Source organism: Pedobacter sp. CFBP9032 (genome assembly GCF_034045265.1).
Lineage (GTDB): Bacteria > Bacteroidota > Bacteroidia > Sphingobacteriales > Sphingobacteriaceae > Pedobacter.
Genome location: NZ_JAXCWE010000003.1, coordinates 81,836 through 107,889, shown reverse-complemented (window position 1 = coordinate 107,889; position 26,054 = coordinate 81,836). Strand labels below are relative to the sequence as shown.

The window sequence follows — 26,054 nt, the reverse complement described above, 5'->3', positions numbered from 1 at the left end:
ATGTTAAAAAGTTAAGTTGATTCCTAATACAAAAGATTTAGGATTTTGTAATGTTCTGGTGCCACTATTAAGCGAATATGATTCTGGATCTATATCATCGCCAGCAGCACTCGCATACCATAAATTGTTAACTTGCGCGGTAAATTTGGCGGAAGGAATATTAAATTTTTTAACAAATTGTTTGGGTAAATGATACCCCAAAGAAATGCTTCTGAGCTTAACATAATCAGCATCTACCACATTTACATCAGCCTTCTGCCACATGGTTGATATCGAAGATGCCCGCTGTAACATTGCCTCTGAATAATCTACATACAGCCTTGGTAGTTCTGGTACAATCCCGTTTTTATATCGTTGTGTAATATCCAAATCCGAGATATCGTTAGCGCCTAATGGCGTCACATCCTTCCTCATCACGTTACCGCCGGAAAAAACCAATAATGCGCTCAAATCAAAATTCCTGTAAGAAATACGTTGAGAAAATGAACCATTATAGGTTGGTATTAAGGAGCCCATACTTTTCAGTGCAGCATAATTATTAATATCACGACTGCTTGCTACAACCGGGTTTCCACTTGCATCGAAGTCCAGGGTTGATCTTCCGTTTTCATCTAGAAAATAAGGATAACCATTTGTCATCCCGCCATAGCGGTAAGCATATAAAGTATTGTAATCTGTTCCTTCAGTATAATAATTTTGCGGTGAACTCACATAAGAAGCTGCAGTAGCAAGGGCCCTGTTCACTTTTCCTATTTTACTTCTGTTAAATCCTATCACAAATGTCGAGCTTAATTTCAAATCTCCAGATTCAAACCAGTTGCCATTTACCGTAAATTCTATTCCTCTATTTCTTAAAATACCGTTATTGATCACTAACGAAGCCGCTCCTACAGTTGGATCTAAATCGGTAGTAACCATCAGATCAGTGCTTTTTCTATCGTAAAAATCAATTGTACCCCGTAATCGATTACCCAGGAAAGCCATATCTAAACCAAGGTTATAAGTCTCTGTTTTTTCCCATCTTAGTTTAGGATTTGGCAGACCAAGGATATTTAAATATTGCAGTGATGTAATTAGGTTATCATTTACTCTTCTGGCAGTCAAGAACTTTGTAGTTTCTGTATTTTGGTTCCCATTAACTCCGTAAGTTGCACGAACTTTCAATAAATTGATCCATCCAAGCGACTCCAAGAATTGCTCGTTACTGGCGTTCCATCCTAAACCGACAGACCATAATGGTTTGTTTTTATACTCAGGGTCCGCTCCAAAAAAGTCGGCCTGATCTATCCTGAAACTTCCGGTTACGTTATATCGATTTAGATAGGTGTAACTGGCATTTGAGAAATACGAAAGGTTTCTGTGTTTTATTTCTTGAAACGAGCGGCCAGCAATTCCTAGAGTAAGGTTACGCCCGAAGATATAACTCGGCAAACCTGTTTGACTCACTGTTTGATTATTGATGATGGTTGTTGTTAACGTTACCGGATCATATCCATACCTGATATCACTCATTCCAATAGGCAAAAAAGTCTGACGCATCTCTGTTCCCAGAATAGCTGCAACAGCATGTTTACCACCACCGAACGACTTGTCGTAACTTAGCTGATTTCTGAAGGTATATGAATTTTTCTGTTGCATATTCTGACTGATTCTACCACCAGTCGGTAATCCATAGCTATATGCATTTGTAGCTGGGGTATAACTTATTAAAGCATTGTATGCTGCCCTCATTTTATAGGAATTTACATCATAAATTTGTTCCGTTTTTGTTGTACCTAATTCATATTGTATTTGACTGGAGAAATTTAAGCCATCCATAATTTTAGCCTGGATATCAGCAAACGCTCTTAAAGAAACTGTATTTGCATCAGTTAGTCCCTCGTTTAATGATTCTAAAATATTAAACCGATATGATTTATATTGGGGCACATTTACTAATCCGCCTGCAACCGCACCATTAATGGGCGAACCCGCAATTCCGTCGGGAAGATTTACATAATTAGCGTAAGCCAAACTTCCATCAGGATTCACTATAGAAGCATACCGAGGAGAGATAGTATTGTAAGAATCATAACTTACATCGGTTGATGTAGCGGAAGAATAAGCACCATTGAAACCGATGTTGGTGGTTAACCATTTCTTAATATTGTAGGAATTTTTGAAATATAGTGCAATCCTTTGACTATTATTCCCAATTACCCGATCAGCGGAACGGTCGTAATTAATGGAGGTAAAAGTATTTGATTTTGAGCTTGCTGAACTTAACGACAAATTGTACCGCTGGCGAAAGGCATTTTGCCAAACATGATCACGGTACTGTTCGTAATAATCTGTATTCTTGAAATTATTCAGTTGGTCATTGAGTTGTTCAGTGGTCACTTTACCCGCATCCCGATCGCGAAACAACTGGTAAAGCGGGCTGTAATATTTTATGCTGCCGTTTGCCACAGTTCCGTAAGCAGCAAACATGGTTTCGGTATTGGCATAGCGGGCACGTTCTCTATTATACACATCAGTTTCAAAATCAACTACATCAGCGGAGGAAGCATAGTGCATGCTTTCGAAGGTTGGCTTAGTATCAATAAAGAAATCAGTATTTAATGATATTGTTAAAGGCGTATTCCCTTTTTTAGTGGTCAACACGATCACGCCATTCGCAGATCGTGAACCATAAATAGATGCTGCTGCTCCATCTTTTAATACAGTAATGGATTCTATATCATAAGGATTTATATCTTCCAGCGCCGTTTCAGTTGGCAAACCATCAATTACAACCAATGGAGCGCTTGTTCCAGGCACTGTAGAAAACGTGGCCTTACCTCTTAACACTGGCTGATCAGCACCAATTCCGTTTGGATTCTTATTGTAAACTAATCCCGCAACCCTTCCTTCCAGTGCAGTGAGTATGTCGATATTGATATTTTCGTTTAGCTTTTTATTATCTAATATAGTTGCTGATCCGGTTGAGCGTTCTCTGCTGATAGATTGAAAACCATTCACGACAACATCTGCCAATAATGATGAATTGGCTTTCAATCTTACTGTTACTACTTTTAAAGCAGTATTTCTATCAAACTTTTGAGTGATTGAAAGATATCCGATATAATTGATCTCTAAAGTATTTTCATTATCAGTTAAATTTAGATTAAAGTGCCCGTTTCCATCAGTGCTTACATACTTGTTGGTTCCTTTAATTTTAACCATAGCTCCCGGAAGCGGTCCACCTACACTGTCTGTGACCATACCATGTACAATATATTGTTCCGGGTTTTCAAAACCAGTCTTTAAAACAATTGTTCGGTTGCTGCTAATTTCGTATGTAAAATCCTGTCCCTTAACCACTGCATCCATTAGCACTTTAATGTCCGAAGTTGTAATGGTTAAATTAATTGGCTTTGCTCTTTTCACCAATTCAGCATCATAAACAAATTCAAAAGATGTTCGCTGCGAAATTTGCGATATAACCGAGTTTAGCGGAGCCTGAGTAAACTTATACTGGTTGTTTTGTGCAATTGCATCAAAGGATATAAACATCAATATCCATAGAAATGCCGAACAGTTTAATAAATAACCCCATCCCGATCGGACGAAGCGAAGGTAGTAGTTTGTCATAAAATTTAGTTTGGTTGGTTGTTAGTTGACGAGGACGGGAAATCTTACTCTTCTAATACAATTTTATTCGCTTTTAAATCAAATTTGTGGCCGGTGGCTTTTGAAATGTGTTCCAAAACTTTATCAATATCCGACTTCCGAGATAATTTAAGGTAGAGATTTTTGTTCGGCAAAGCTGCCAAATCTACTTCAACATTATACCATCTGGCTAATTTCTGCATCACCACCGCCAAAGGCGTATCGTTAAACAAAAACTCACCTTTGGTCCATGCGTTAAAATCTTCAGCTGCAACGTTTCTTAAATCAAATTTGCTGAAGCCTGCCAAAACCTGTTGATTGGGCTTTAGTACAACTTTGCCACTTGTATTGGAGAACTGAATACTGCCCTCCAATAATGTTGCTTCTATTCCTTTTGTTTCAGGATAGCTGTTCACATTAAACTGTGTACCTAAAACTTTAATTTCACTGCCACCAACGGCAACAATAAATGGTTTCTCAGGATTTTTTACCACATTAAAGAAGGCCTCTCCTTCTACAAAAACTTTCCGCTCCGGGCCGCGAAAATCCATCGGGAAAGTTAACTTTGAGCCAGCATTTAACATCACAATAGAGCCGTCGCCCAATGTAATTTTATACTCACCACCTTTTGGTGTTTCCAGCGTGTTCAGCTGGGCAGCCGTTGCAGAATCAGCGTTTACAGCCATGTAAACAATTGAACCATCTGCCTTGCTAATGATCTGAATGCCATGTTGGGCATAAATCACTCCCTTTTTCGTTGATCCAAGTTTAGCTTTTTTTCCATACAAACTTAATGTTGCAATAGCAGAACCTGGAATCACAGCATGAGGTGGATTTAAAAACCTGAACAGCATCAAGCCAATTGAAAAAACCACTAAAACAGTAGCAGCAATTTTTATAACACCAGTTGACCGGATCATTCTAATCACTTTACTTTCTGGCTTGGTGAATAGCTGTTTAGTAAGTTTTGAATGAATGGCATCCAGTCTAGGCTGATCACTTGAACTAAAAGCTCCGGCCTCCTTTTCAAATTCAGCATCAATTAGACTTTCCAGTTCTAGCTGATCAGCATTCCCGAAATATTCAAAAAGTTGCTTCAGTTCGGCAGCATTGCTTTTTCCTGCAATAAATTGTTCGAATAATTCTGGTTTTAAAGTGTTTTTTTCCATCGTTGTCACTATCTAATATGCACGAGCTGGAGGAACACACTATTCATGCTTAAACTTTTTTTTTATTTTTATCTTTTCAGGTAAGCCGCGATACAAAGAAGAATAAATTCCTGAGCGTGGAAAAAGACGTATCGCCTGATGTATTTTGTTGCACTTACCAGCTGATTACTCACCGTTGATGGACTCAGCGACAGAATTTCTGCAGCTTCCTGATAGCTCTTTCCCTCTATTCTACAAAGTCTAAAAATTTCTTTACGTTGTGCGGGAAGCTTTTCTATAGCTTCATTTAGCAATGACAGGCGTTCTTTACTAAAAATATAATCTTCGGTTTGCTCGTAGAACTCAGCAAAGGTTTCCAGCAGATGCTTTTGCATTTTCACATCAAGTGCCAGTTTGCGGTAGTAGGCATAGATGGTATTCTGTGCAATGGTAAAAATCCAGCTTTTAAATGATTTGTTGAGATCGATCTCTGCTCTATTGAGCCAAACCTTTAAAAAAACATCCTGCAATAACTCTTCAACAATTTCAGGAATTTTGATCATCCTATGCATCTTAGGAAGAAGCATTTTACTATATTTAGCGTATATGAAGTCAAAAGCTTCCCTCCTTCCGCCTCTTAGGTCTTCAAGGTGTCTTAATTCTTCGCTATCAATCAGATTATCAGGTGGCATTTTTGCAAAGCTACAAATTAAGCGCATGAATTTCGCGAAATTGACTTTCTATACCCAGGTATTTGCTAAACTTTAAGGAGTATCCATCAAAAAAGTTTAAAATTCTACAAAATTAACCCTTAAATTTCCTCCAAAGTATAGAATTTTCATTAACCAGTTTGGAAAACGAAGATTTTTTGACGAGTACAAGTCCTTATATTTTCAGGTTAATAAAGTTATTATGAAACCTTCGGCACTAGGCAGAGTAAATGATCAAACCCGTATTTTAGAAAGGGCGTAACTTATAATGATATATATACCAACGTAAAAATTCTTTTTAACGTGTGCATCGTAACTACATTATCAAGCTAGATAAGATTAACGTGGTTATAGAAAATGTAATCAACCTCAGAGGAAATCATATTATGCCTATGGGTGAAGATTATAAAGCAAAAATCTTGGATTATGCTACAGTTAGACTTTTAAGACCCATCCGGATATCTTGATCAGTGATCACTTGTTTTTGTTCGAACCGTTTCAGTAGCGATGATGGTGAGACTGGATGATGTCGGAGCAGACAGAGAATGCCGACGATCCAAGATTGACTTGGAGAAAAAGCTGTTCTCTTGATTAGTTTAGGTTTATGTTTCATACTTTTGTTATTTTTCATAAAACTACCATTGTGCACTTCCCAAATTTAGACCATTTAAAAGTAGAATTCTAGACCGAACCAAAGCTAAATATTGATCAATTTGAGATTTTCCTTTCAGGGATAACTTCGAACCGCTAAAATTTTCTAACTTTATCGCTTTAACCTCTCAAAAATGGAAAACATACACTTTTTCTCCAGATATTCTTCTCAGGAGAACTTTGCCACCAACAACACCTTGTTGCTCCTCAGCCGAATCAATTTAATCGACAGGCGCTTTTTCGAAACCCTGCTTAACCACCTAACTGGATCAACCGACTTTTTTGTCGGCCCATCCTTTTCACAACAGCGCGCAAGCGGCGGTAAGGGCATTCCTGATGGAATGATCCAGCAGCAAAGTTTCAAGATCGTTATCGAAACAAAACTATGGGACGGCAACTTTTGGGGTAAGGAAGATTATGTTAGCCATTTTCAGAATGAACAGATCAGGATATTGCTAACCCTTTCAAGAAACGGAATCAAAGCCCAGCGAAAACAGGAATTCGCAATAAAACTTGCACAGTACGATGCAGAAGTAAAAGCGCCTGGGCGCACACTTCATGCTGACCTTTCTTTTCATAGCCTAATAGAAAAGGCAAGTGAAGTAATCATTGACACCAATACACGCCACAAACTGGAGATCGAAGACCTGATAAATGATTATCAGGGATTTATCAGCAATGCAGGCCTATTAGACGATACGGATTTCAGGATGCACGTCCCAGCAATCACTAATTCGGAATCCGATAACCTAAAATACAACCTTTACTATAACCGAACCTATACCAATGAAACCCCGCACAGGTTCATTGGCCTATACAAGAACAAAGCCATAAGGTACATCGGAGAGACAAAGTGCATTGTCATAGCTCAGACCAACAGCCATGGATTGGTGGACTATAACGTTCTAAAGGGAACCCTCACCCCTGTACTCCAGGAAAGACTGGAACGATTTTTCCTTGAACAGGGCTGGGGAAATAAGAGTGAGGTCAAGTTTCACCTTTTCGACGAGCTCCATCACACTTACTTTGAAAAGAAATCAAGCTACGGTATCATGGGACCAAGACATTTTATCCTAAAACAGCATATCGAAAAATTCCCAAAATCATTCGATTCTAAATGGCTTGCCAATGAGCTGGACGGGAAAGGCTGGAAATAAATCCGAATTATCCCCCAGTCTCAAAAACCTTTTTTCACCACAAACTATCCAACGCTTATGAGACAGTTCATCATTGCCTTTCTAACACTTATTCCAACCGCTGCGATTTGCCAGTACAGCGCCTATCTACCGTCTGGCAAAAAACTACCTTATAAACATTTCAGCATAAATTCTCTTCGAGATTCGTTAAAACTTGGAATACTCGAAGGGACCTTCACCCCTTATGGCGAAGTCTATTATAAAAAACTAACCAATAAGCCAGTTTTCCTCATCTTTTCTAAAAAAGAAGATCTAAGCAAGATTCCCATAATGCTCAAACATTATAACTATAACAAATACCTATATTCCTATGACTACTATTACGACCTTAAATCAATGATAGAAGATAGTACGTTGACGAAAGCCTACCTATTAGAGGCGTTCGGTCAGCCGAGTATCGAAGCTACTAGCGATGAAGATGGCATACCCTACTGGATCTTTAAGCGTCACAATTTACGGGTAGAATTTGAAAATGATTCCCCGAAAAAAGCCGATGTGATCAACTATCGGGCTTACGATCTACATCAACTTGCTATATTTGACTATTCGATCACTGGGGAAAGCTACTCGATTGGCTTTGATATCTCCTTTTTGAACATGAGCAAAAAGACCATTAAGTACTTTTATATCACGGTTACCGCAACCAACCCGGTGCACGACAGAATTGGAACAAAAACGGTGAGAGCTATAGGCCCCATTAAACCTAATGATTCCGGAAGCTACAATTTCGAGAACACCTTTTTTTCCAGTTCAGCACAATACCTCTCGCTCGATGCCATTAAAGTTCAATACATGGATGGGTCTATCAAACTACTCAGCAAATCACAGGTCACTTCCATCCAATCGACCGACTGGGAGGAAGTCGGAAACCGGACGATCAACTAGTGCCTATAACTAAGCTCCATCTTCATACATTAATACCAAAGCCAGAATAACCGTTACCAGCAAATAGCTCTTCACAAAACAAACAAAATTTTACGCCATGCTAGACAAGCTTAAAATTACACGCAATATTTCAAATTTTATGATGATGATACCTTTCCCATCGACAAGGAGTTTTATCTTCTTGGAGACATGAAGTTGAACATCATTGAAAAACAGTGGCTGGCCTACAGCAATAATTTATCCGCGGCGTCCTGGGAACATCCTAATTCGCTCATGGATTACATTAAAGGGATTGTCATATCATCCGATTCAACCAGCCTTTACCTCAACTTACTCCTTGACAGAACCAATCACTTTCATACAGTCGAAAAAACTCTTCCAAAAACATTTTTCAGGATCTGATTCCTTCCCTTTACATCGGAAAAAAGGCCGTTCATGGTTGTTGCCCAAGAATGGTTTGACCACCTTCGATAAAGACATAACTAAAACATTAGATTTAGACTTCAATCAGACAGATGAATACTATGATAAGATATGAAAATAAGCAGCTTTTACTTCTTTATCTATGATGATCATTTTCGTGAATGCTTTATACCTATATATGTAACACTATCGAACAAATGAATTTAATTTGTAGCAGATAAGTTAATAACCTAACAAATTTATTCAGGAGGCCCTTCGAAATATCTTAACTAACCAAGGAATTATGATAATGTGGAGCGATAGCTCAATTAACGGTTTGTATATGAGCAGTACCAATGTCGGCGGTAGGCTTTAGTTTCCCTTTTATAATTATACTTCGTAATTTCATAAATGGTTTCTCTATTATCAAGTGTAGTAAATATGCGGCTAGTATGCAGGTTATTATACAAATCATGAGCATTATATTACTTTCTATTTTAAATTGATCTAATAATTTGTGTGTTACGTGAATTATACCTTTATGTGTCAAATAGATTGCAAACGAAAGATTTGCAATAAACGTAGTAGTTTTTGAATTCCACTTATACAAAAGGCTTGTCGGACTAATAGCGCCTAAAACTATAAATCCAAAACCAAGTGCGATGAATGGAAAACCAAAAATTGAAGCGTTAAAGGTTTGTTGGTCTTCACAAAAGAGATAGGCACTTGTCAAAATACATAAACTCAGTAGAATAAAATGGTTTCCATATTGTGAAATCTTAGCATAAAATTTTGGCAAGAAAACATAAATGCCCGCAAGGGAAACGCCAACTAAAAGTCCGTCTAGACGACTATACGTCGGGTAATAAATATATTTGTGCCAATACATCCAACTGTAATCATCTTCAATTTTAGGCAGATACAAATAGTGATAACAATAAAGTCTAATTCCAAAACCAAATAAAAACAGCACTATTAATAGCCAATATGATTTAGCAAATAGCTTGGATCTTTGTAAGAAAATTAGAACTATAGGAAACAACAAATAAAAATGTTCTTCTACACATAGAGACCAGGCGTGAGAAAAGGTTCCAAAATCCTTTACATCAAGCCCAAGATTTTGAGTAAAAGTTAAAACCTTCCAGAGTGGTGGCAATGCTTCTCTTTCTCTGAAAAATGGAAAGCAAAAATAAAGTCCAACTGTTACCAAAAACGCGGGAACTATCCTAAAGAATCGTTTAATAAAAAAAATTTTAAATGAAATGGGTTGTTCCTGTTTAATTTGATAGAAGATTTGAGAAGAGATTAAAAATCCACACAACACAAAAAACAAGTCAACGCCTGTCCAACCGAACGAAGCTACATCTGGCAACCATTTCGGTTGGCCATGGGTAACTATAAAATAATGATAAAAGAAAACTACTATAATCGCTAATGCTCTTAAATGGTCAAGTCCGTATAATTTCTTATGAATGTCTAAGCTTGATGTTGTTGTCACTTTATTCTTTTGTCTGTCTGTTTGTTTTGTAAGCAGGCATTGGAAAATTACCGCCACTTGATTAGGTATCATAACGTCATAGCTATATCCCGATATTCAGGGTAGACAGGTCTGAGAAGCGTAGTGGTTTCCTTAAATCAAAACTAACAAATAAACATCATGAAAAAAAATATGAGACCAAAACTGAAAGACGTGCTAACAACTATTTCTAATCTGGTCTTGAAAGTATAATTGCCTATTTAAACCCGAAAAGTGATCTGCCAACTTCCTTTAAAATCTAGTAAATAATGACGAGTAGTGCTGAAGGTGTTTTTCTTCTTAACTTATCGCTATTTATTAAAATATAATTTGCTGCAATACATGGATAAGTAAAAAAAGAAAGAGTTTTGAAGAAGATAAAAGAATAAGTATTTTAAAATTGTTAGCGACTTAAACATTCCGCGGAATGTTTATTAGACGATCATTAGAACTTAGTATTAATAAGGTAAATATCATGGTTAGAAGTCTATTAACTTTTCAAATCTGTTTTTTCTATATAATCGCGTATAATTTGTTTTTGTAGCAAGCTGTTAGGAACCGATACTTTGTATTAAGGAATATAATTATTAGGTTCGGCAATAATCGTATTGGTTCAGTCAAGATTAGTATTAGATGGCAAAATATTATTTACTTTCTTTCCTTATTTTATGGTTCGGATTTAATAAAGCAACGGACCATAACAACGGATTCGAGTCTATAGACGGAGCTAACTCGCTTCCTATCGGATGGTCATTTCAGGCACCAAATTACAATACTATCAAATTGGATTCCATTACAAAGTATGAGGGAAAATACAGCTTATCTATTGAAAATACCATTGATTTCAATACTCCACAAGAAGTCGGGAATTATTTCCAAATAGAGGCAGATGATACGTCGGGCAAGGAAGAAGGTTTGATCGAGTTGAAAGGCTTTGTGAAAATGGACGAAGTTGGAAATCACTATGCTGGATTATGGTTGAAGCTGGAAGGAGAAAATGGCCAATTAGCATTTATTGATACAAAGCAGGCAGGTACCCATAATTGGGCAGAATATAGTATCAAACTCCCATATACCAAAAAAGTAAAGGAAATAGCTTACGGAGGATTTCTAAATGGGGTTGGCAAAGTCTGGTTCGATAAGTTTCAGCTTTTTAAGGATGGGAAGCCGATGCAAAACTTAAGGCGAATCCCTCCAAAAAAAGCTCAGGGAAATACTTCTTATCTGCATGGTTCAGGTATAACCCATGTACAGACAAATGCCAATGACATTACTAAACTGGCTATTGTTGGACAGGTATGGGGATTTCTGAAGTATCACCACCCATATGCTGGTAGCGGCGATGTGAACTGGGATGGCGAATTATTTAAACTCTTAGGCAAGACACTCAAGTGTAATAATCTTCGCGATTTAAGTTATTCTCTTGAGGCTTATATAGATTCCCTTCCTAAAGTAAAAAAGTGTGATAACTGTAAAATGCCATCTGCATCTGAAGTGTTAATGGCTCCGGATTATGGAGATCTTTTTACAGGAAAAATGCTATCAGCAAGCTTAACAAACAAACTTAGTTACATTCAGCAAAACAGGTCGGGAAAGCAGAATTATTGGGTTAAAAAAGAACCCGGCCTGGGTTTCCCTCTATTCGTCAATGAAAAAAGCTATGATGAGATGGTCTTTCCAGATGCAGGGTACAGGCTACTCTCGTTATTTCGATATTGGTCTATCATAAATTACTATTCTCCCTACAGAAACATTACAGAATACCATTGGAACCAAGTTTTGAGGGACTTCATTCCACAATTTTTAGTTGCCAAGAGTGCAGAGGAGTATACACTTGCAACATTAAGACTAATTGCAACAATTAAGGACACTCATGCCAACATCTTCAATAATTATCAAACTCTAGAATCAATAAAAGGGAAATATCGCGTTCCATTTAGAGCAGATTTTGTCGAAAAAAAGTTGGTGGTAAGCGGATACCGTACCGATACTTTAGATATTCAGGAGAAGGTTAAAATCGGAGATATTATGATCTCGATCAATGGTGAGCGAATTGAAAAACTTGTCAAGAAATACTTGCCCATCACACCAGCTTCCAATTATGACACTCAATTGAGAGATTTGCCATGGAACTTTCTAATGAGAACTAACGAGGAAGAAATGCAGTTTGTGGTTAAGCGAAATGGAAGGCTAATCAAATTAAACATCAAAACGCTCAAGGGCAAATCAAATTACAGGGCGCCCGAACAAAAAGAAAAAGAAGCTTATTATTTAATAAACGATCAGATTGGCTATGTTAATGCAGGTAAATACCGAAATTCGGAGTTGCCTCAGATAGAAAAAATGTTTGCTAAAACAAAGGGGATGATTGTAGACCTTAGGGAGTATCCGTCTGACTTTATGCCTAACACCTTTGCAAGCTATATAAAACCATTCAAAAGTATGTTTTTAAAGTTGTCTACGGTAGACTATTCAAATCCAGGCACATTCGTCATCACTGATTCTGAGTATAACGGACCAGCAAAAAATGGCAAATCATATAACGGGAAGGTAGTTGTGATTGTCAATTCCGACACGCAGAGCCAGGGAGAGTTCACAACAATGGCACTCCAGAGTTCACCAAACGTTAGCGTAATTGGAAGCCAGACAGCAGGCGCAGATGGTGAGGTAACCACTATTGTCCTTCCAGGTGGCATTTACACCAGGATATCAAGTAAGGGCGTATTTTACCCGGATAATTCGCCTACACAGGGTGCCGGAGTGAAAATTGATTTTATTGTAAAACCAACAATTAAAGGGATGATTGAAAGAAAAGACGAATTACTGGAGAAAGCTATTGATATTTTAACTAACAACTAATTATATGTACAATAGACCACGGTTATTGATAGCGTAAGATAAATCCAACTTAGTCGTGATATTTTATCAAAAAAAAGGCTTTTTTGTAAGACTTTAGCGAAGAGAAAGTGGATAACGAATACGGCAAATAAGAATTGTATAATTGTGTGCAGAAAGAGGGGACAACTAGTGTATTATTTCCACCTTTTAATATCAAGATTTTTCCATTCCCCGCCGGAACCATTCCCTACCCAATATCCGCTCATTTTCCCCTGAGTTTCACCCAATAGTTTGGTCTTAAGAACCGGAACTTTACTTCTATTAAGATATACACTTACTGACTCAGCTGTTATCACAAGCTTAACATTGAACCATTCATCTGGTTCTATATCGGACGGCATTGCCTTTTCATACATTCCTGGAAAGCGCTCGCGCAATACTGGCCAGTCATATTTCGGATTGGCATGTACTGAACAGCGTGTGATTTTCCCAATGTATCGGCTGGCCTGAAATTGAACGGCCTGAAATAAACAGCCTCGTAAGTTCTATCGTTAGCACCGATGAACTTGTTGTCAAATCATATTTTAGTTGTTGATCCAAAAAAGGCCTCCCAATATTTTGGGAGGCCTTAATTAAACTATTAACTCCAACGTAAAAACATAGAACATTTCTACGGTCAATAATATAACCGGTGACGCTAATTAAAGATTAGTTTTTTTCTGGCATTAAAACGAACTGCAAGAGGTTATCTCCGGAAAAATATTTTCTGGCGGCCAATTGTATACTTTGCCTGGTTACTGCGTCAAGGGTCTCATCATAGCGATTGATTTCATTCAAATCCATCTTATTTTGTAACTGACCGCTTATATAATTTAACCAAAACCCATTACTTCTGAGCAAAGGCTCCATGGCCCGCTTATTTTCGGCCTTAAACTTCAGAATATTTACTTCATCTGGACCCTGCTCCCTTAATTTATTTAGTTCGTCTAAAGCTGATGCGATCAATTTCTCCGTGTTTTCCGGACTACAGCCAAAAGAAATTTCCAATCCACATCTCCCTGTCGGGTATTTTACATAAGACGCATTGCAGGATGGTGCATATACCCCACCTTCCGTTTCTCTTAGCCTTTCCAGTAACCTGATCTCCAGTACCTCTGCCAGGGCTTGCACAACTTTATTGTTTTTCTCCTCAAATTCATATGGCCCGGTCAGCAGTAAAGTAACTGAAGCTTTCTCTTCCTTCCCTTTATAAACCGTCTTATATATCTTCCCTGATGGAGGTAAAATATTCAGATTTCTAGCTTCTTCATGAATATTTGTTGATGGTAAAGCCCCAAGATAAGTCTCCAGCAATGGCTTTATTTTTTCAATATCAAGGCTGCCCACAAAGGTGAACGTAAAATTCCCTGCATCGGCAAAGCGTTCTTTATAAATTCGTAAACATTTTTCAAGATCAACAGCATCCAGTTTCTCAATGCTTGGCCCTGTTTTTCGGATATTATAGTTGCCTATTACGGCGCTGACTGTATCGTTGAAAATACTGTTTGGATCGTTTCCTTGGTAAGCCAGACCTGCCTTTGCACGGGCAATTTCACTTTGAAATACTTTTTCGTCTTTACGCGGTTGTGTAAAATAAAGGTAAATCAATTTCATTTCCGTTTCCAGATCTTGAGTCGTCGTCGAGCCATACATGCCTTGGCTCAGTTCACCTATAAAAGGCGCGACATTAACCTGTTTACCGGCCAGTACCTTTTGTAACTGGTTCATGTTGAACTGACCTATCCCTCCTGCTGAAACAACGCTACTGGCATTATCTGCCGACTCAAAATCAGCATCACTGTATAATGAAGTACCACCTGGTGCATAAGCTGTAAACCTGATATCATTTTCTTTGAATGTTGTAGGCTTGAGTATTACCCTGACTCCATTGCTCAAAGTCAATTCAGTTGCGCCCAACGAATTCAGAGGGGATTGTTTTACAATTTTACCAGCAACAGGTGTGTGCACCAATAATGGCTGAGACAGCGCATCATCGACATAAGGTTTCAACTGCTCCTGTCTTACCGCTTCCATCCAGGTTAAAAATATTGCTTCACCCGGTAACTGGTTTTTATCCTTCTCAGGAGCTTTAATGATAATATCACGGTTTACATCCTTCGTAAAATTGCCAGCCAGGCTATTTACGTCTTTGAGCGTAATGGCTGGTAAGACGGAATTAATCAATTGATATTCTTTTACAACTCCTGGAGAAGCGGTGCCATTAAGGAAATTATCCAGGTAATCCTGAACATACCGATCGGACCGGGTTTGGTTTCTTTGTCGGTAAGCTATATCTGTCTTACTTTTAAAATTTACCTTCGCGCGTTCAAGTTCCGTTTTTGTAAAGCCATAAAGTTTCAGCCTTTCAACCTCACGCCAAACTGCTTTGAACCCATTTTCGAGGTCGCCGGGCTTAGCCACTACCGAAGCATTAAAGGCATCTACACCATTGATGATTCCCCTTACGCCAGCACTACCCTGAATAAATGGCGGCTCAGCATCTTTAACAAGTTCTTCATAACGCTCAGCCAGCATCGCATTGAAAAGATCCTGGACCATCGACTCACGATAATCAGAGGCTGAATGTACAGTGATGCTTTTACGTTTGATCATCACTTGTGCAACGGTACCGGTCATTTCTGGATCCGTTATGGCAATGTATTGATTCTTGCCGTTCAGGTTTATCTTGTAATCCGGCCTAATTTTCTCATTTTTCGGATTTTTAAGGTCTGAAAATTTGCTTTTAATGGTCTTTTCCATTTCATTTACATCGACATCGCCTACCACAATTAGTGCCTGCAAATTCGGTCTATACCAGTCTTTATAAAATCTTTTTAAAGTTTCCTGATCAAAAGTTTTCAGCACTTCCTCCGTGCCTATCGGTGATCGGTTCGCATATCTAGACTGGTTGTAAAGCACAGGTAGCGACAGCTGTTGCATACGTTCCCCAGCACCCTTGCTCAGCCTCTTTTCCTCCAGAACGATACCTCGTTCCTGGTCAATTTCCTTTTGCTCCAACAAAGCATCCTGCGCCCAGTCCCTAAGTATCTGGATACCGTTTTTAAGTAATTCAGGATTATCAGATGGTAAGGGCAGTTGGTAGACGGTTTCGTCGAAACTAGTATAAGCATTTAAGTCTGCACCGAACCTTACACCAGACTTTTGCAGGTAGTTGACCAATTCATTTTTTGGATAATGTTTTGTTCCGTTAAAACTCATATGTTCCATAAAATGTGCCAGGCCCCGTTGGTCATCATTTTCCAGGATAGAGCCAACCTTGTTGGCGAGGTAAAAAACAACCCGGTTTTTAGGTTCCGTATTCCGACGGATGTAATAAGTAAAGCCGTTAGTTAATGTTCCTTTGCGGACAGCGGGATCAAGCGGTAGCAGCGTAGTACTTGTAGTTTTTTTGGAATTTCCTGTCTGACTGTGCGCCAAACCATTTTGTAGCAGCAGAACTATTACTGTTGCTACAAGTAATTTCGAATATGTAATCATTAAATGCAAGGGTAAGCACTTCAAAGCCACAGTTATGCCAATGAAGTGTAATGAAAAATAAGTGTTAGGTAGGTTAACGTGTTAGTTCTATCATCGCCGTAAGGTCATTGATCAGTTTTTCGTCACTTCCGGCATAGCCGACATCCTTAAATGCAACTTTACCGTCGGGGCTAATCACAAATTTAGTCGGCAGGCCGTCCACTTTATATGCCGTTACGACATCGTATTCCGGGGATTTCCTGGTATCAAATAATACGTTGAAGTTAAACTTGCTATTCACAATGTAATCGGCGATTTGCTTTTTGCGGGCTTCTTCTGAAAGTGATTCCTGGGTATTAATAAAAAGGAAGACTACTTTGTCATTATCACTATAACTATTAATAACCTTTTGCATAGCAGGAAAACCCTTTTTACAAAAAACGCACCAGGTCGCCCAGAAGTCGATAACTACTGTTTTACCTTTTAGATCAGAGAGTTTAACTGTTTCACCCTTTAAGTTCAAGAGACTAAAGTCTGAAGCAGGAAGAGATAACCGTTCTTTACTTATCCTTGCTTTATTTGCAGCGATCAATTGACTACGCAATCCTTCATAATAGGCTTTGAAATCGTTTCTTTCTGGATAAGCTTTTTTATAAAGTTCAGCTACAATTTGAGGAAACTCATCATCATTTATACGTCCATTGTTGTAACGCACTGCAATTGCAGATAGTGCAACAGCTGGTTCTGCTGTCTGGGCCAGTAACTTGAGGTATAATTCCTCAGCCTTATCACCTAAAATGTCTTTGGCTTTTAATGCATAAGGCAATCCTAAAGTATAATGTTTATTATGATAGGCTATTTCTGCATATAAACCAGCCATACTTCCATACTTTCTGATCTTTTCGTTATTTAAAAGCGTACTGTCAGGTTTACCGTTGATATAAACTCTCCTAAAGATTCCTCTCGCCTGTTCTTCTTCATTTTTAATAAAGGTACTGTCCGGCTTACCATCTTTAGGAAGGTCGGCCGCATTATCTTTTTCATATCCCATAATAGCCCTTAACGCAAGATGTTCGGCCACATTCAGGTCACTCCCGGTTTTTGTTAGATCTACAGCAATACCATAATCCAACTCTGTACTTGCAGCATTACTAAGTTTAGACAGGTAAAATTCATATTTATCCCACCTTTTTTCTTCAGCCATCCGCTGACCGATATCGCCGTAAAGTACGTCGGAACCGAATCTTGATCCAACTGGTTCTGCTGGATAACGTTTGAGAAATTGATTTAAATAGATTTCTATTGAATCCAGTTTCTTTGTTTTGAATGTCTTTTCAAACAGCGTTATTTTAGCTTGTTCAGCTTTTTTGCGGTCAGCACCAGCACCTTTTTTATTTTGGGCGAGCAGGTTGGCGGAGGATAAACTAAACGTAATGTATAATAATATTAGCAATGAATATTTAAGTATATTTTTCATATTTTGTTTTTATGTAACTGGTGTATTAATAACCAGGGTTTTGGGTAAGTTTGTTATCCGATAGTATTTCAGCTTGCGGAATAGGATATAGTTGCGAATTGACATTCCAGTTTGACTTTTGCGGACCTAGAATAGCGTCAGCTTTAGCAGTTCTTTTTAAATCAAACCAGCGATGTCCCCACTCGGCAAATAATTCTGTTCTGCGCTCGTGGTCAATGGCAGTAAGAACATCGGCTTTTGACAGAGATGATAAGGCAGGTAAAGGATTTGGAACGTCCACAGTAACATCAGCCCGGGAGCGGTCGCGAATGATATTTAAATCTGCTAATGCACCCGTTAGATCATTATTCTGCGCCCTCGCTTCCGCACGTATCAAATAGGTTTCCGAAAGGCGTAATATGGTATAATATTCATTTAAGCCGCCTGATGAATTGGCGAGTTTGTATTTAAAAGGGTAAGAATAAGTAGTACCGAGATATTCGCGGTTTGCAATCCATTGATCTTTACGTTTATCACCTGGCTCGAATGCATTAAGCAAACTATCGGTAAAGTAATAAGCCGGCGGACGTGTTGTACTAGATGGTATAAAGGTATAGCCTTCATAAGTTACATAACCTAAACCCGGGGTTGGAGACAGTTGCCATATCGCTTCGTCGCTGTTTGGTAAAAAAACATCATCCACATCCGGCAGAGGGCCATACTTACCCGATTCGATCACTTGGCTCGCTGTTGTTTCTGCATTCGAATAATCATTTGTATAGAGATAAACCCGGGAAAGTAATGCCAGCGCTGCATATTTATTAGGCCTCACCTTTTCACCTGTTGGATAAGTCTCATTGGTTTCTGTGGCAGCCTCTCTCAGATCCTGAATCATCTGTGCGTAGACCTGCGCTTTAGGCGTACGGGCAAGGGCCTGATTTGCAGTCCAGTCCGTAGTTAATACCAGTGGTACATCACCATATAAATTTACCAGGTAAAAATAAATTAGTGCACGGGATATCTTTGCTTCTCCAAGCAATTGGGCTTTAATTGCCGGGCTGAGGGTGGTCGATTTCGTTAACCCGGCTATTGCGCTATTTGCTTGTCCGATCATTTTATAACTACTGATCCAGATGGTGGAAACTACGGCATTAAGCGGACTTAATTGATTGGTAGTAAATTGATTAACATCTGCACTAGAATTGAAATTTGCCAACTCGTCAGCTGATAATCCGGGGTAAAGTGTGGCACCGAAACCAGCAGGAGAAGCGTCAAGTGACAGCATCTGGCTATAAATACCGGTAACCACCGCGGTGGCGCTTTCGTTTGTTTTAAATGCTTCAGAAGTCAGCAGTAAAGTTTTGGGTGGGTCTACATCAACAAACTTGGTGCAGCCAAAGCAATGTATGATCAGCGTTAAAGCGAGGATGTTTATTACGTATTTTGCGTTCATGTCAGTTACGTTAGAAGTTAAAAAGTAAACTGTACCCTGGCGGTTAAAAAGCGCCTGGATGGAAGGTTCAACTGTAAGCCCGGGCTAGCGGGGTCTGTACCCTTATACCCGGTGATGGTAAGCAGATTTTGCCCCTGAAAAGAAATCCGCATATTCGGCATGTGTGAATTTCTCCAGAAGGACGAAGGGATGTTATAAGAAAAGGTAACATTCTGCAACCTGATGTATGAAGCATCAACCCAAAGTGCGTCTGACTGACCATAGTTGAGTATATCCACACCATAATTGGTGTAGCGGGCATATTTTTTATCATCCCCTGGTTTTTGCCAATGATTATCGATCAGGGCAGTTGACTGGTTGGCGCCGGCAGCTCCTGGGATATCGTTATAAATATTTTCAAATCCTTTTTGCTTAGTGAAAATAAAGAAGAAGCCAAACGAGAAATTACCAAACTGAAGATTATTATCAATCCCTCCGGTAAAAGAAGGATCATCACTATAAAAAGACTGGTCGTCAACCGGATCTAATGTGCCGTTTTTATTTTTGTCTTCGAAAGTATATTCACCTGTTTGTTTATCCAAACCGGTATAATGGTAAAGACCAGTGCGGGAAATAGACTGCCCGATGGTATAATAACTTGCATACGTAGAACCCTCCAGGCCTGGGAACGCAAGCAGCTTATTTCTGTTTAAACTCAAGTTTGCGGAGGTATTCCAGTTGAATTTTGCTGTCTGAACATTTCTAGTTGTCAATTGAAACTCAAGCCCTCTGTTTTGCACCAAGGCAGGCAAATTTAATATCACGTAAGGGAATCCCGTTAAATTAGGCAACCTGTAATTAACCAGTTGGTTGCCGGTTCGATTCGTGTAATAGGTTGAACTCAACAATAAACGATCTTGAAAGAAACCCAGGTTAAGGGAGAGATTCAATTTTTTGTTAACCGTCCATTTATAATCAGGGTTATCAGCATTATTTAACGTCAATACCGGGTTGCCATTATAGGAGTTGAAACCAGGTAAATAAGTAGACAAGTAGGCGTAATCGCCAATCTGATCACTACCTGTTGTGCCATATGACGCTGTTAACTTACCGAAGCTCAAAAAAGGAAGCGCGTTTTTTACAACCTTTTCTTCACTAAAAATGTAGGCAGCTGCGATTGAACCGAAATTACCGAATTGGTTACCTGGACCAAAACGACTTGAGCCGTCACGGCGTAAATTAATATTGACAATATATTTATCTGCTATAGTATAATTAATTCTTGCGTAAAGTGACTGGATTTTGGTCTGACTGTAATTACTTCCCGGGAGAAAGAACTCTGATGCGGCTGCACGGTCTTCCAACTGACTGTCGTTAATAAATCCGCCTAAAGAAATCTTGTTGCCATCTGTTATACTTTCCTGGTAGGTGGCACCCAGCAAAGTTTCACGTTTGCTGTTTCTCAAAGGCACTGTCCAGCGCAGGGTCGGTTCCAGCAGCCATGTACTGAATTTATTCTGCCCAAAAGTTGATTCCCGCCTTATAATTCCGCTTGGATCTTGTGCTGAACCTGGATTGAGCAGCGTCTGATGCTGATCAATATAATTATAACCGCCCGACACACTGAAATGAAGATTTGTCAGAATGCTGTAATCAACAACCAGGCTAGTCGAAAAATTATTTGTGCCAGCTTTGTATGGTTTAGCCAGTGAACTGAAAGTACGTAAGTATTGTGCAGGGGCCCATCCATCATAATTTAGTCTACCGGCAGCGTTGTAGATATCAGGTGCATTTGGTGCTAGAAGCACAGCGCTGGTAATATCTGATGATGGTAAATTGCTTAAGGTATTGGCATAATTCAAAACCAGGTTGGTTTTAAGTTTTTGATTAAATTCTGAATGCCCGATATTTAAAAGGGTACTAATCCGCTGTTCAGAAAAATCGCTAGGAAAAGGTGGCGTTTCCCGGTGATAACCGGTATTCAATCTGAACGTGGTTTTTTCGTCTCCTCCTGAGAAACTGATCTGTCCGTCGGTAGTTTTGGCGGTTGATAATAATTGCTTTTGCCAGTTTACGTTTCGTGTGCTATCCCAAACTGACAAGTCGTAATCCAGTCCCGGGTCTGCTGTAAGGCCGTCATTTTTCAAAGCTTCGCGCCGCATGGTCAAATATTGCTGCGTATTCATCAGATTTAGCTTTTTACTTTGCTGACTGTATCCGGTAAATACGTTAACGTCTACCTGTGTTTTACCTGGTTTAGCTTTTTTGGTTGTAATCAAAATAACACCGTTTGCGCCTCTCGAACCATAGAGTGCGGTAGCATCCGCATCCTTCAACACTGAAATGCTTTCAATATCTGATGGATTCAAATAAAGTAGCGGATTTTGCCCTCCGGCAGGCCCTGCTATCAAATTTTGATTTAAACCACGGCCAGACCCGTCACCACTTCCTGCCGTAAGTGGTACGCCATCAATTACATAAAGTGGATCGCTTATCGTCAGCCCATCAAGCGGAAGACTATTATTACCCCTTATTTTGACATTGTAATTTCCAGAAAAAAAGCCGCCTGTAGATTTCACTACAAGTCCCGGAACCTTTCCTTGTAAAGCCTGTAGGGCATCCGAAACCGGCTGCCGTGCGATGTCCTCGGCGGTTATGGTCGACACATCACCTGTACTTTTACGAGATGTTGTTGTTCCATAGGCAATTACTTTTACCTCATCAAGTGAAGATTTATTAGCGCTTAGTCTGATCTCTTTAAGTCCAACCGCAACGCTCACGGTAGTTGTCCGGTAACCAACATATGAAATGCTCAGTTCTGTACCTGTTTCTATATCTTCAATATAAAAAAACCCTTCCTGATTCGTGGTTGCTGCCCGGAGATTCCCCTTTGCCCTCACTGTTGCATTTTCCAGCGGTTCTCCTTCATCATTCACCACCCGCCCGCGAAGGTTGATCAGCTCCGGCTTTCGGATGCCTTTCACAGGACTTTCGACTAGGTTTTCACTGAAAACAACGATCACTTTATTACTAATCTTATAAGTAAATGGCTGTGATTTAAAGCATATTTCAAGCACCTCCGTGAGGTCGGCATTTTTGACCTGTATTGATACGTTTTTAGCTTCTTTTAGTAAGTCTTTTGGGAAGACAAAATCATATCCGGTTTGTTTTCGTATCTCTTTAAAAACTTCTGTAAGCTTCGCATTCTTTTTTGACATGCTTATATCTTGTGCATGGACAGTAAATCCCAATTGCAGCAAAGCAAGCATTAATAACAGACAGGTAAAATTACCTCGCATGGTTCGCCGGACACAGCTTGTTAGGAAATGCCCTATTGTATAGTAAAATTTATACATTTGTTTAGTGGTTAATAGTTGAAAAGTTGTGTTTAGTCGCATAAGTATTAGCTTAACCAGATGTTATCGGGGGCGCTTCCAACGCCTCCGGTTCTTTCTCAGAAAAGCTTCATTTTGTAAAAACTAAGGCATTACTGTTACCCTCCTTCCTTCAATTTTAAAGTGGACGCGGTTGGTTAATTCAAGAGCACTAAGAATTTCATTGATGTTTTTTGATCTGGAAAAAGTCCCAACAAATTCCTTTGCAGAAACCTGACCTTTATAAATGACTTCGACATCGTACCAGCGGGAAATTTGTCGCATGATGGTGGTGATATCATCGTTGAAAATAAAATCCCCGTCTTTCCAGGCCAGCGCAGATTCGGTATCGACCATGGATACTTCGATACCACTTTTACCCGATTCAGCCTGCTGTCCCGGCTCCAGCTTTTTACTACTGATTTTACCGGACAAGGTTCTAATCTCTACACTGCCTTCTACCAGTGTAGTTTTGATGCTGGATTCATCTGTATAGGAATTGATATTGAAGTGCGTACCAAGGACTTTCACTTCCTGATTATTGCTTTTAACTATAAATGGATGCTTTTTATCCTTAGCAACCTCAAAATAACCTTCACCGCTGAGCTCAACAGTTCTGTTTTCTAATCCTACAAATTTTAATGGAAATTTAAGCGTACTGGCTGCGTTCAATACTACTTTTGTGCCGTCGGGCAATTCGACGTTATATTGACTGCCTCGCGGTGTACTTATGGCAGTAATCTCATGCCCTTTTGAATTAACATTTTCTATAACTGTGCCATCATTATAAGTTAATTCTGATGTTTTGATAACTACGCCGAATTTCGAATCACTTAAGTTGATCTTTTTGCCATTGGCCAGTGTGAGCACAACTGCATTTTTTTCAGCGGACACGTTATTGACATCAGCTGATATATTATTTTTATCAATTATCTGCTTTTTCAAGACGAAAAAGTGGAACCCAACTCCGCTCACGATCAGCAAAACAGCCGCTATGGCGACCTTAGACCAAACACTATATTTTTTGGCATTGGAGCTATCTGTTTGCTTCAGTTTACGCCAAATGTTTAGTTTCATTTCATCGTAGCGCTTCTCAGAGATCTCCTTCATATCAGCCGGGATCTCCTTATTATAGGCCCGCTTAATTAACATCAATTCTTCGGGCGTACAATTACCAGCTAAGTACTTATCAAATAATTGTTTGGCTTGCTTGTTATTCATAACTAATTGAAACTATAGGTAAACTATATAGTTATGAAGATCGATAACTGATTTTGTGTTATGTAATGATGAAATATTTGTTAAAAAATTAACAAGTATCCTTTTTGTATGCTTTTACGCAAGATTTTGAGAGAATTACTGATCTGTTTTTTTACGGTATTTTCTGATAAATTCAGTTCTTTAGATATTTCGCGATAGGAATAATCATTCATTCTGCTCAATTCAAAGACGGTTCGCATTTTTGGGGGGAGCATGTTTAACCCTTCTTCAATTTTTCTTGCGAATTCCTTTTCTGCCATTGCATCGTCTGTGCTGGAAACTCCACTTTCAATCTCAGTTTGTAGTGTGGTTAAAAAACGATCTTCAATTTTATCACGTTTTAATTTGTCTAGAATTCGGTATCTTAATGAAGTATATAGAAATGACGATAGGGAGGTATGGATGTTTAAGGTCGGGCTCTTTTCCCATAGCATTTGAAACACATCCTGAACAGCGTCTTGTGCCTTCTCTTCATCTTTAAGCATCTTAATAGCATGAGACAAAAGAAGTGACCAGTACCGCTCATAAATCTCAGCAAATGCAGTTCTGCTGCCCGCTCCTAAAGAAATGGACAATTCCTGATCTGAAGATTTAGAGGCATTAGTGTTGGGTATCTTTGCCACAATTAAATTACACAATAATATTATCCAATATTACTAAATTAACCTTAACTAATGTTGCGTTGTTTTGTATATTTATTCTCTACCGCACGAAAGACCCCACTATTTTAGCACAGAACGCCTATTTTATTCCTAATATGGCTTTATTTTAGTGCAGAATTAATATTTCGTCGTTTAAATTGATGTAATTTTTAAAAAAAGGCCTCATAAAACTGTAAAAACATATCTTGGGTCATTAAAATTTATATGTTTCACCAAAGATGAAGAAGAACCAGTATCATCGTCATAGACACTCCATTTATCAAATACTCATTTCATTTTCTATCCTTTAATGGTGGAATAATTATACCCATGATTAATGGAAATAATATAAATATGCTTTTGCTTTACAGTAATTTGCTATGTGGCTTTTATAAACTCACCGTTTTCACTCACCGTCTTATTTCCCCATTTAGTAATAACTTCCAAAACCGGAATAAGACTTTTTCCGAAATCTGATAAGCTATAAATAACCTTAACAGGAGGTTTTTTACCAAATACTTTTCTCATTACAAGGCCATCTTTCTCCAGTTGCTTTAACTGCAGGCTCAACGTCATTTCTGTAATGGCTGGCATTTCTTTGCGAAGCTCGCTGTATCTCTTTGGCTCGTCCTTTAAATGATAAAGAATAACTGCTTTCCATTTTCCGCCCATTAAATCCATGGTAAGGCTTACCGTACAAGGGTAGGTCTTTCCATTAAGTTTCACATAATCGCTAAGACATTCTGTTTTCATCTTACACTTTTTTAGGCCTATCCATTTTGATAGTTATTGCATATGCAATATACTATAAATAGTTTTGCTACTAAAATATTTATAGTATGGCATTGATAATATTAGCACACCCCACCTTTGATAAATCTATCGCGAGCAGAACAATTATCGAAGAATTGAAGAACAGTAATACTGATATGGAGTTAAGGAATATCCACGAGTTATATCCTGATTACAAAATTGATGAAAAAGCTGAACAAGAAGCCTTGTTGCGGCACAAAACAATCGTTTTCCAATATCCGTTTTATTGGTACAACATGCCGGCAATTTTAAAGCATTGGTTTGATGTAGTCTTTGAACATCAATTTGCATATGGCTCACAAGGGGACAAACTAAAAGGCAGAAATTTTGTGCCGAGTTTTACGGTGGGTTCATCGCAAAGCAGTTATACAGCATTAGGCTTTCAGCATTTTCGGGTATATGAATTTTGTAAGCAATTAGAGCAGACGGCTTACCATACGCAAATGAATTACATTGACCCGATTTATTTTTATGGTACTTCATTAGCTGCGGGTTATACTGAAGAAGAAATAAAAGCCAATGCGAAACAACACGCCAAAAAACTGATACAGAAATTAGCTGAATTGGGATAATTAAATAGCTATTT

The 26,054-nt window shown here is 38.8% G+C and carries 15 protein-coding genes; 4 read left to right on the top strand and 11 right to left on the bottom strand.

Going from position 1 to position 26,054, the window contains the following annotated elements; all coding sequences use genetic code 11:
* Window positions 1–3 precede the first annotated feature (3 nt).
* The 3 genes from SOM16_RS07125 to SOM16_RS07115 form a co-directional block, all read right to left on the bottom strand.
* Window positions 4–3,612, bottom strand: a complete 3,609-nt coding sequence (locus tag SOM16_RS07125; RefSeq protein ID WP_320463299.1) for a SusC/RagA family TonB-linked outer membrane protein — start codon at window positions 3,610–3,612, stop codon at window positions 4–6.
* A 44-nt stretch (window positions 3,613–3,656) separates the two neighbouring features.
* Complete coding sequence (locus tag SOM16_RS07120; protein ID WP_320463298.1) at window positions 3,657–4,799, bottom strand: FecR family protein; 1,143 nt, start codon at window positions 4,797–4,799, stop codon at window positions 3,657–3,659.
* Window positions 4,800–4,867: 68 nt separating this feature from the next.
* Window positions 4,868–5,470: an RNA polymerase sigma factor gene (locus SOM16_RS07115; protein WP_320463297.1), complete on the bottom strand. Its 603-nt coding sequence runs from the start codon at window positions 5,468–5,470 to the stop codon at window positions 4,868–4,870.
* 803 nt (window positions 5,471–6,273) lie between these two features.
* On the opposite strand from SOM16_RS07115, the gene SOM16_RS07110 reads away from it, so the two are divergent.
* Both SOM16_RS07110 and SOM16_RS07105 read left to right on the top strand, forming a co-directional pair.
* Window positions 6,274–7,296: a hypothetical protein gene (locus SOM16_RS07110; protein ID WP_320463296.1), complete on the top strand. Its 1,023-nt coding sequence runs from the start codon at window positions 6,274–6,276 to the stop codon at window positions 7,294–7,296.
* A gap of 57 nt (window positions 7,297–7,353) precedes the next feature.
* Window positions 7,354–8,220 carry a hypothetical protein gene (locus tag SOM16_RS07105; protein WP_320463295.1) on the top strand — a complete coding sequence of 289 codons (867 nt, stop codon included), beginning with the start codon at window positions 7,354–7,356 and terminating at the stop codon, window positions 8,218–8,220.
* Window positions 8,221–8,947: 727 nt separating this feature from the next.
* Here the strand turns inward: SOM16_RS07105 and SOM16_RS07100 are convergent.
* Window positions 8,948–10,192, bottom strand: a complete 1,245-nt coding sequence (locus tag SOM16_RS07100) for an acyltransferase (RefSeq protein WP_320463294.1) — start codon at window positions 10,190–10,192, stop codon at window positions 8,948–8,950.
* 579 nt (window positions 10,193–10,771) lie between these two features.
* Between SOM16_RS07100 and SOM16_RS07095 the strand changes: the two genes are divergently transcribed.
* Window positions 10,772–12,997, top strand: coding sequence for a S41 family peptidase (locus tag SOM16_RS07095; protein ID WP_320463293.1), 2,226 nt, complete (start codon window positions 10,772–10,774; stop codon window positions 12,995–12,997).
* Window positions 12,998–13,684: 687 nt separating this feature from the next.
* Here SOM16_RS07095 and SOM16_RS07090 read toward each other — a convergent pair.
* The 7 genes from SOM16_RS07090 to SOM16_RS07060 form a co-directional block, all read right to left on the bottom strand.
* Window positions 13,685–16,513, bottom strand: coding sequence for a M16 family metallopeptidase (locus tag SOM16_RS07090; RefSeq protein ID WP_320463292.1), 2,829 nt, complete (start codon window positions 16,511–16,513; stop codon window positions 13,685–13,687).
* A gap of 73 nt (window positions 16,514–16,586) precedes the next feature.
* A complete protein-coding gene (locus SOM16_RS07085) occupies window positions 16,587–17,969 on the bottom strand; it encodes a TlpA disulfide reductase family protein (RefSeq protein WP_320463291.1) in 1,383 nt (460 codons plus the stop codon).
* A 25-nt stretch (window positions 17,970–17,994) separates the two neighbouring features.
* Complete coding sequence (locus SOM16_RS07080) at window positions 17,995–19,401, bottom strand: RagB/SusD family nutrient uptake outer membrane protein (RefSeq protein ID WP_320463290.1); 1,407 nt, start codon at window positions 19,399–19,401, stop codon at window positions 17,995–17,997.
* A gap of 17 nt (window positions 19,402–19,418) precedes the next feature.
* The gene (locus SOM16_RS07075) at window positions 19,419–22,598 is read right to left on the bottom strand and encodes a SusC/RagA family TonB-linked outer membrane protein (RefSeq protein ID WP_320463289.1); all 3,180 of its coding nucleotides are present in this window, start codon (window positions 22,596–22,598) and stop codon (window positions 19,419–19,421) included.
* Window positions 22,599–22,859: 261 nt separating this feature from the next.
* Complete coding sequence (locus tag SOM16_RS07070; RefSeq protein WP_320463288.1) at window positions 22,860–23,975, bottom strand: FecR family protein; 1,116 nt, start codon at window positions 23,973–23,975, stop codon at window positions 22,860–22,862.
* A gap of 80 nt (window positions 23,976–24,055) precedes the next feature.
* Window positions 24,056–24,637, bottom strand: a complete 582-nt coding sequence (locus SOM16_RS07065) for an RNA polymerase sigma-70 factor (RefSeq protein ID WP_320463287.1) — start codon at window positions 24,635–24,637, stop codon at window positions 24,056–24,058.
* 396 nt (window positions 24,638–25,033) lie between these two features.
* Entirely contained in the window at window positions 25,034–25,408 is a 375-nt protein-coding gene (locus SOM16_RS07060; RefSeq protein WP_320463286.1) for a helix-turn-helix domain-containing protein, read from the bottom strand.
* Window positions 25,409–25,494: 86 nt separating this feature from the next.
* Here SOM16_RS07060 and SOM16_RS07055 point away from each other — a divergent pair, with 86 nt between their 5' ends.
* Window positions 25,495–26,040 carry an NAD(P)H-dependent oxidoreductase gene (locus SOM16_RS07055; RefSeq protein ID WP_320463285.1) on the top strand — a complete coding sequence of 182 codons (546 nt, stop codon included), beginning with the start codon at window positions 25,495–25,497 and terminating at the stop codon, window positions 26,038–26,040.
* Window positions 26,041–26,054: the final 14 nt, after the last annotated feature.

Excerpts from the sequence above, each read along its gene's own strand:
- SOM16_RS07125 (WP_320463299.1), bottom strand. The coding sequence starts at position 3,612 with ATGACAAACTACTACCTTCGCTTCGTCCGATCGGGATGGGGTTATTTA.
- SOM16_RS07120 (WP_320463298.1), bottom strand. The coding sequence starts at position 4,799 with ATGGAAAAAAACACTTTAAAACCAGAATTATTCGAACAATTTATTGCA.
- SOM16_RS07115 (WP_320463297.1), bottom strand. The coding sequence starts at position 5,470 with ATGCCACCTGATAATCTGATTGATAGCGAAGAATTAAGACACCTTGAA.
- SOM16_RS07110 (WP_320463296.1), top strand. The coding sequence starts at position 6,274 with ATGGAAAACATACACTTTTTCTCCAGATATTCTTCTCAGGAGAACTTT.
- SOM16_RS07105 (WP_320463295.1), top strand. The coding sequence starts at position 7,354 with ATGAGACAGTTCATCATTGCCTTTCTAACACTTATTCCAACCGCTGCG.
- SOM16_RS07100 (WP_320463294.1), bottom strand. The coding sequence starts at position 10,192 with ATGATACCTAATCAAGTGGCGGTAATTTTCCAATGCCTGCTTACAAAA.
- SOM16_RS07095 (WP_320463293.1), top strand. The coding sequence starts at position 10,772 with ATGGCAAAATATTATTTACTTTCTTTCCTTATTTTATGGTTCGGATTT.
- SOM16_RS07090 (WP_320463292.1), bottom strand. The coding sequence starts at position 16,513 with ATGATTACATATTCGAAATTACTTGTAGCAACAGTAATAGTTCTGCTG.
- SOM16_RS07085 (WP_320463291.1), bottom strand. The coding sequence starts at position 17,969 with ATGAAAAATATACTTAAATATTCATTGCTAATATTATTATACATTACG.
- SOM16_RS07080 (WP_320463290.1), bottom strand. The coding sequence starts at position 19,401 with ATGAACGCAAAATACGTAATAAACATCCTCGCTTTAACGCTGATCATA.
- SOM16_RS07075 (WP_320463289.1), bottom strand. The coding sequence starts at position 22,598 with ATGTCAAAAAAGAATGCGAAGCTTACAGAAGTTTTTAAAGAGATACGA.
- SOM16_RS07070 (WP_320463288.1), bottom strand. The coding sequence starts at position 23,975 with ATGAATAACAAGCAAGCCAAACAATTATTTGATAAGTACTTAGCTGGT.
- SOM16_RS07060 (WP_320463286.1), bottom strand. The coding sequence starts at position 25,408 with ATGAAAACAGAATGTCTTAGCGATTATGTGAAACTTAATGGAAAGACC.
- SOM16_RS07055 (WP_320463285.1), top strand. The coding sequence starts at position 25,495 with ATGGCATTGATAATATTAGCACACCCCACCTTTGATAAATCTATCGCG.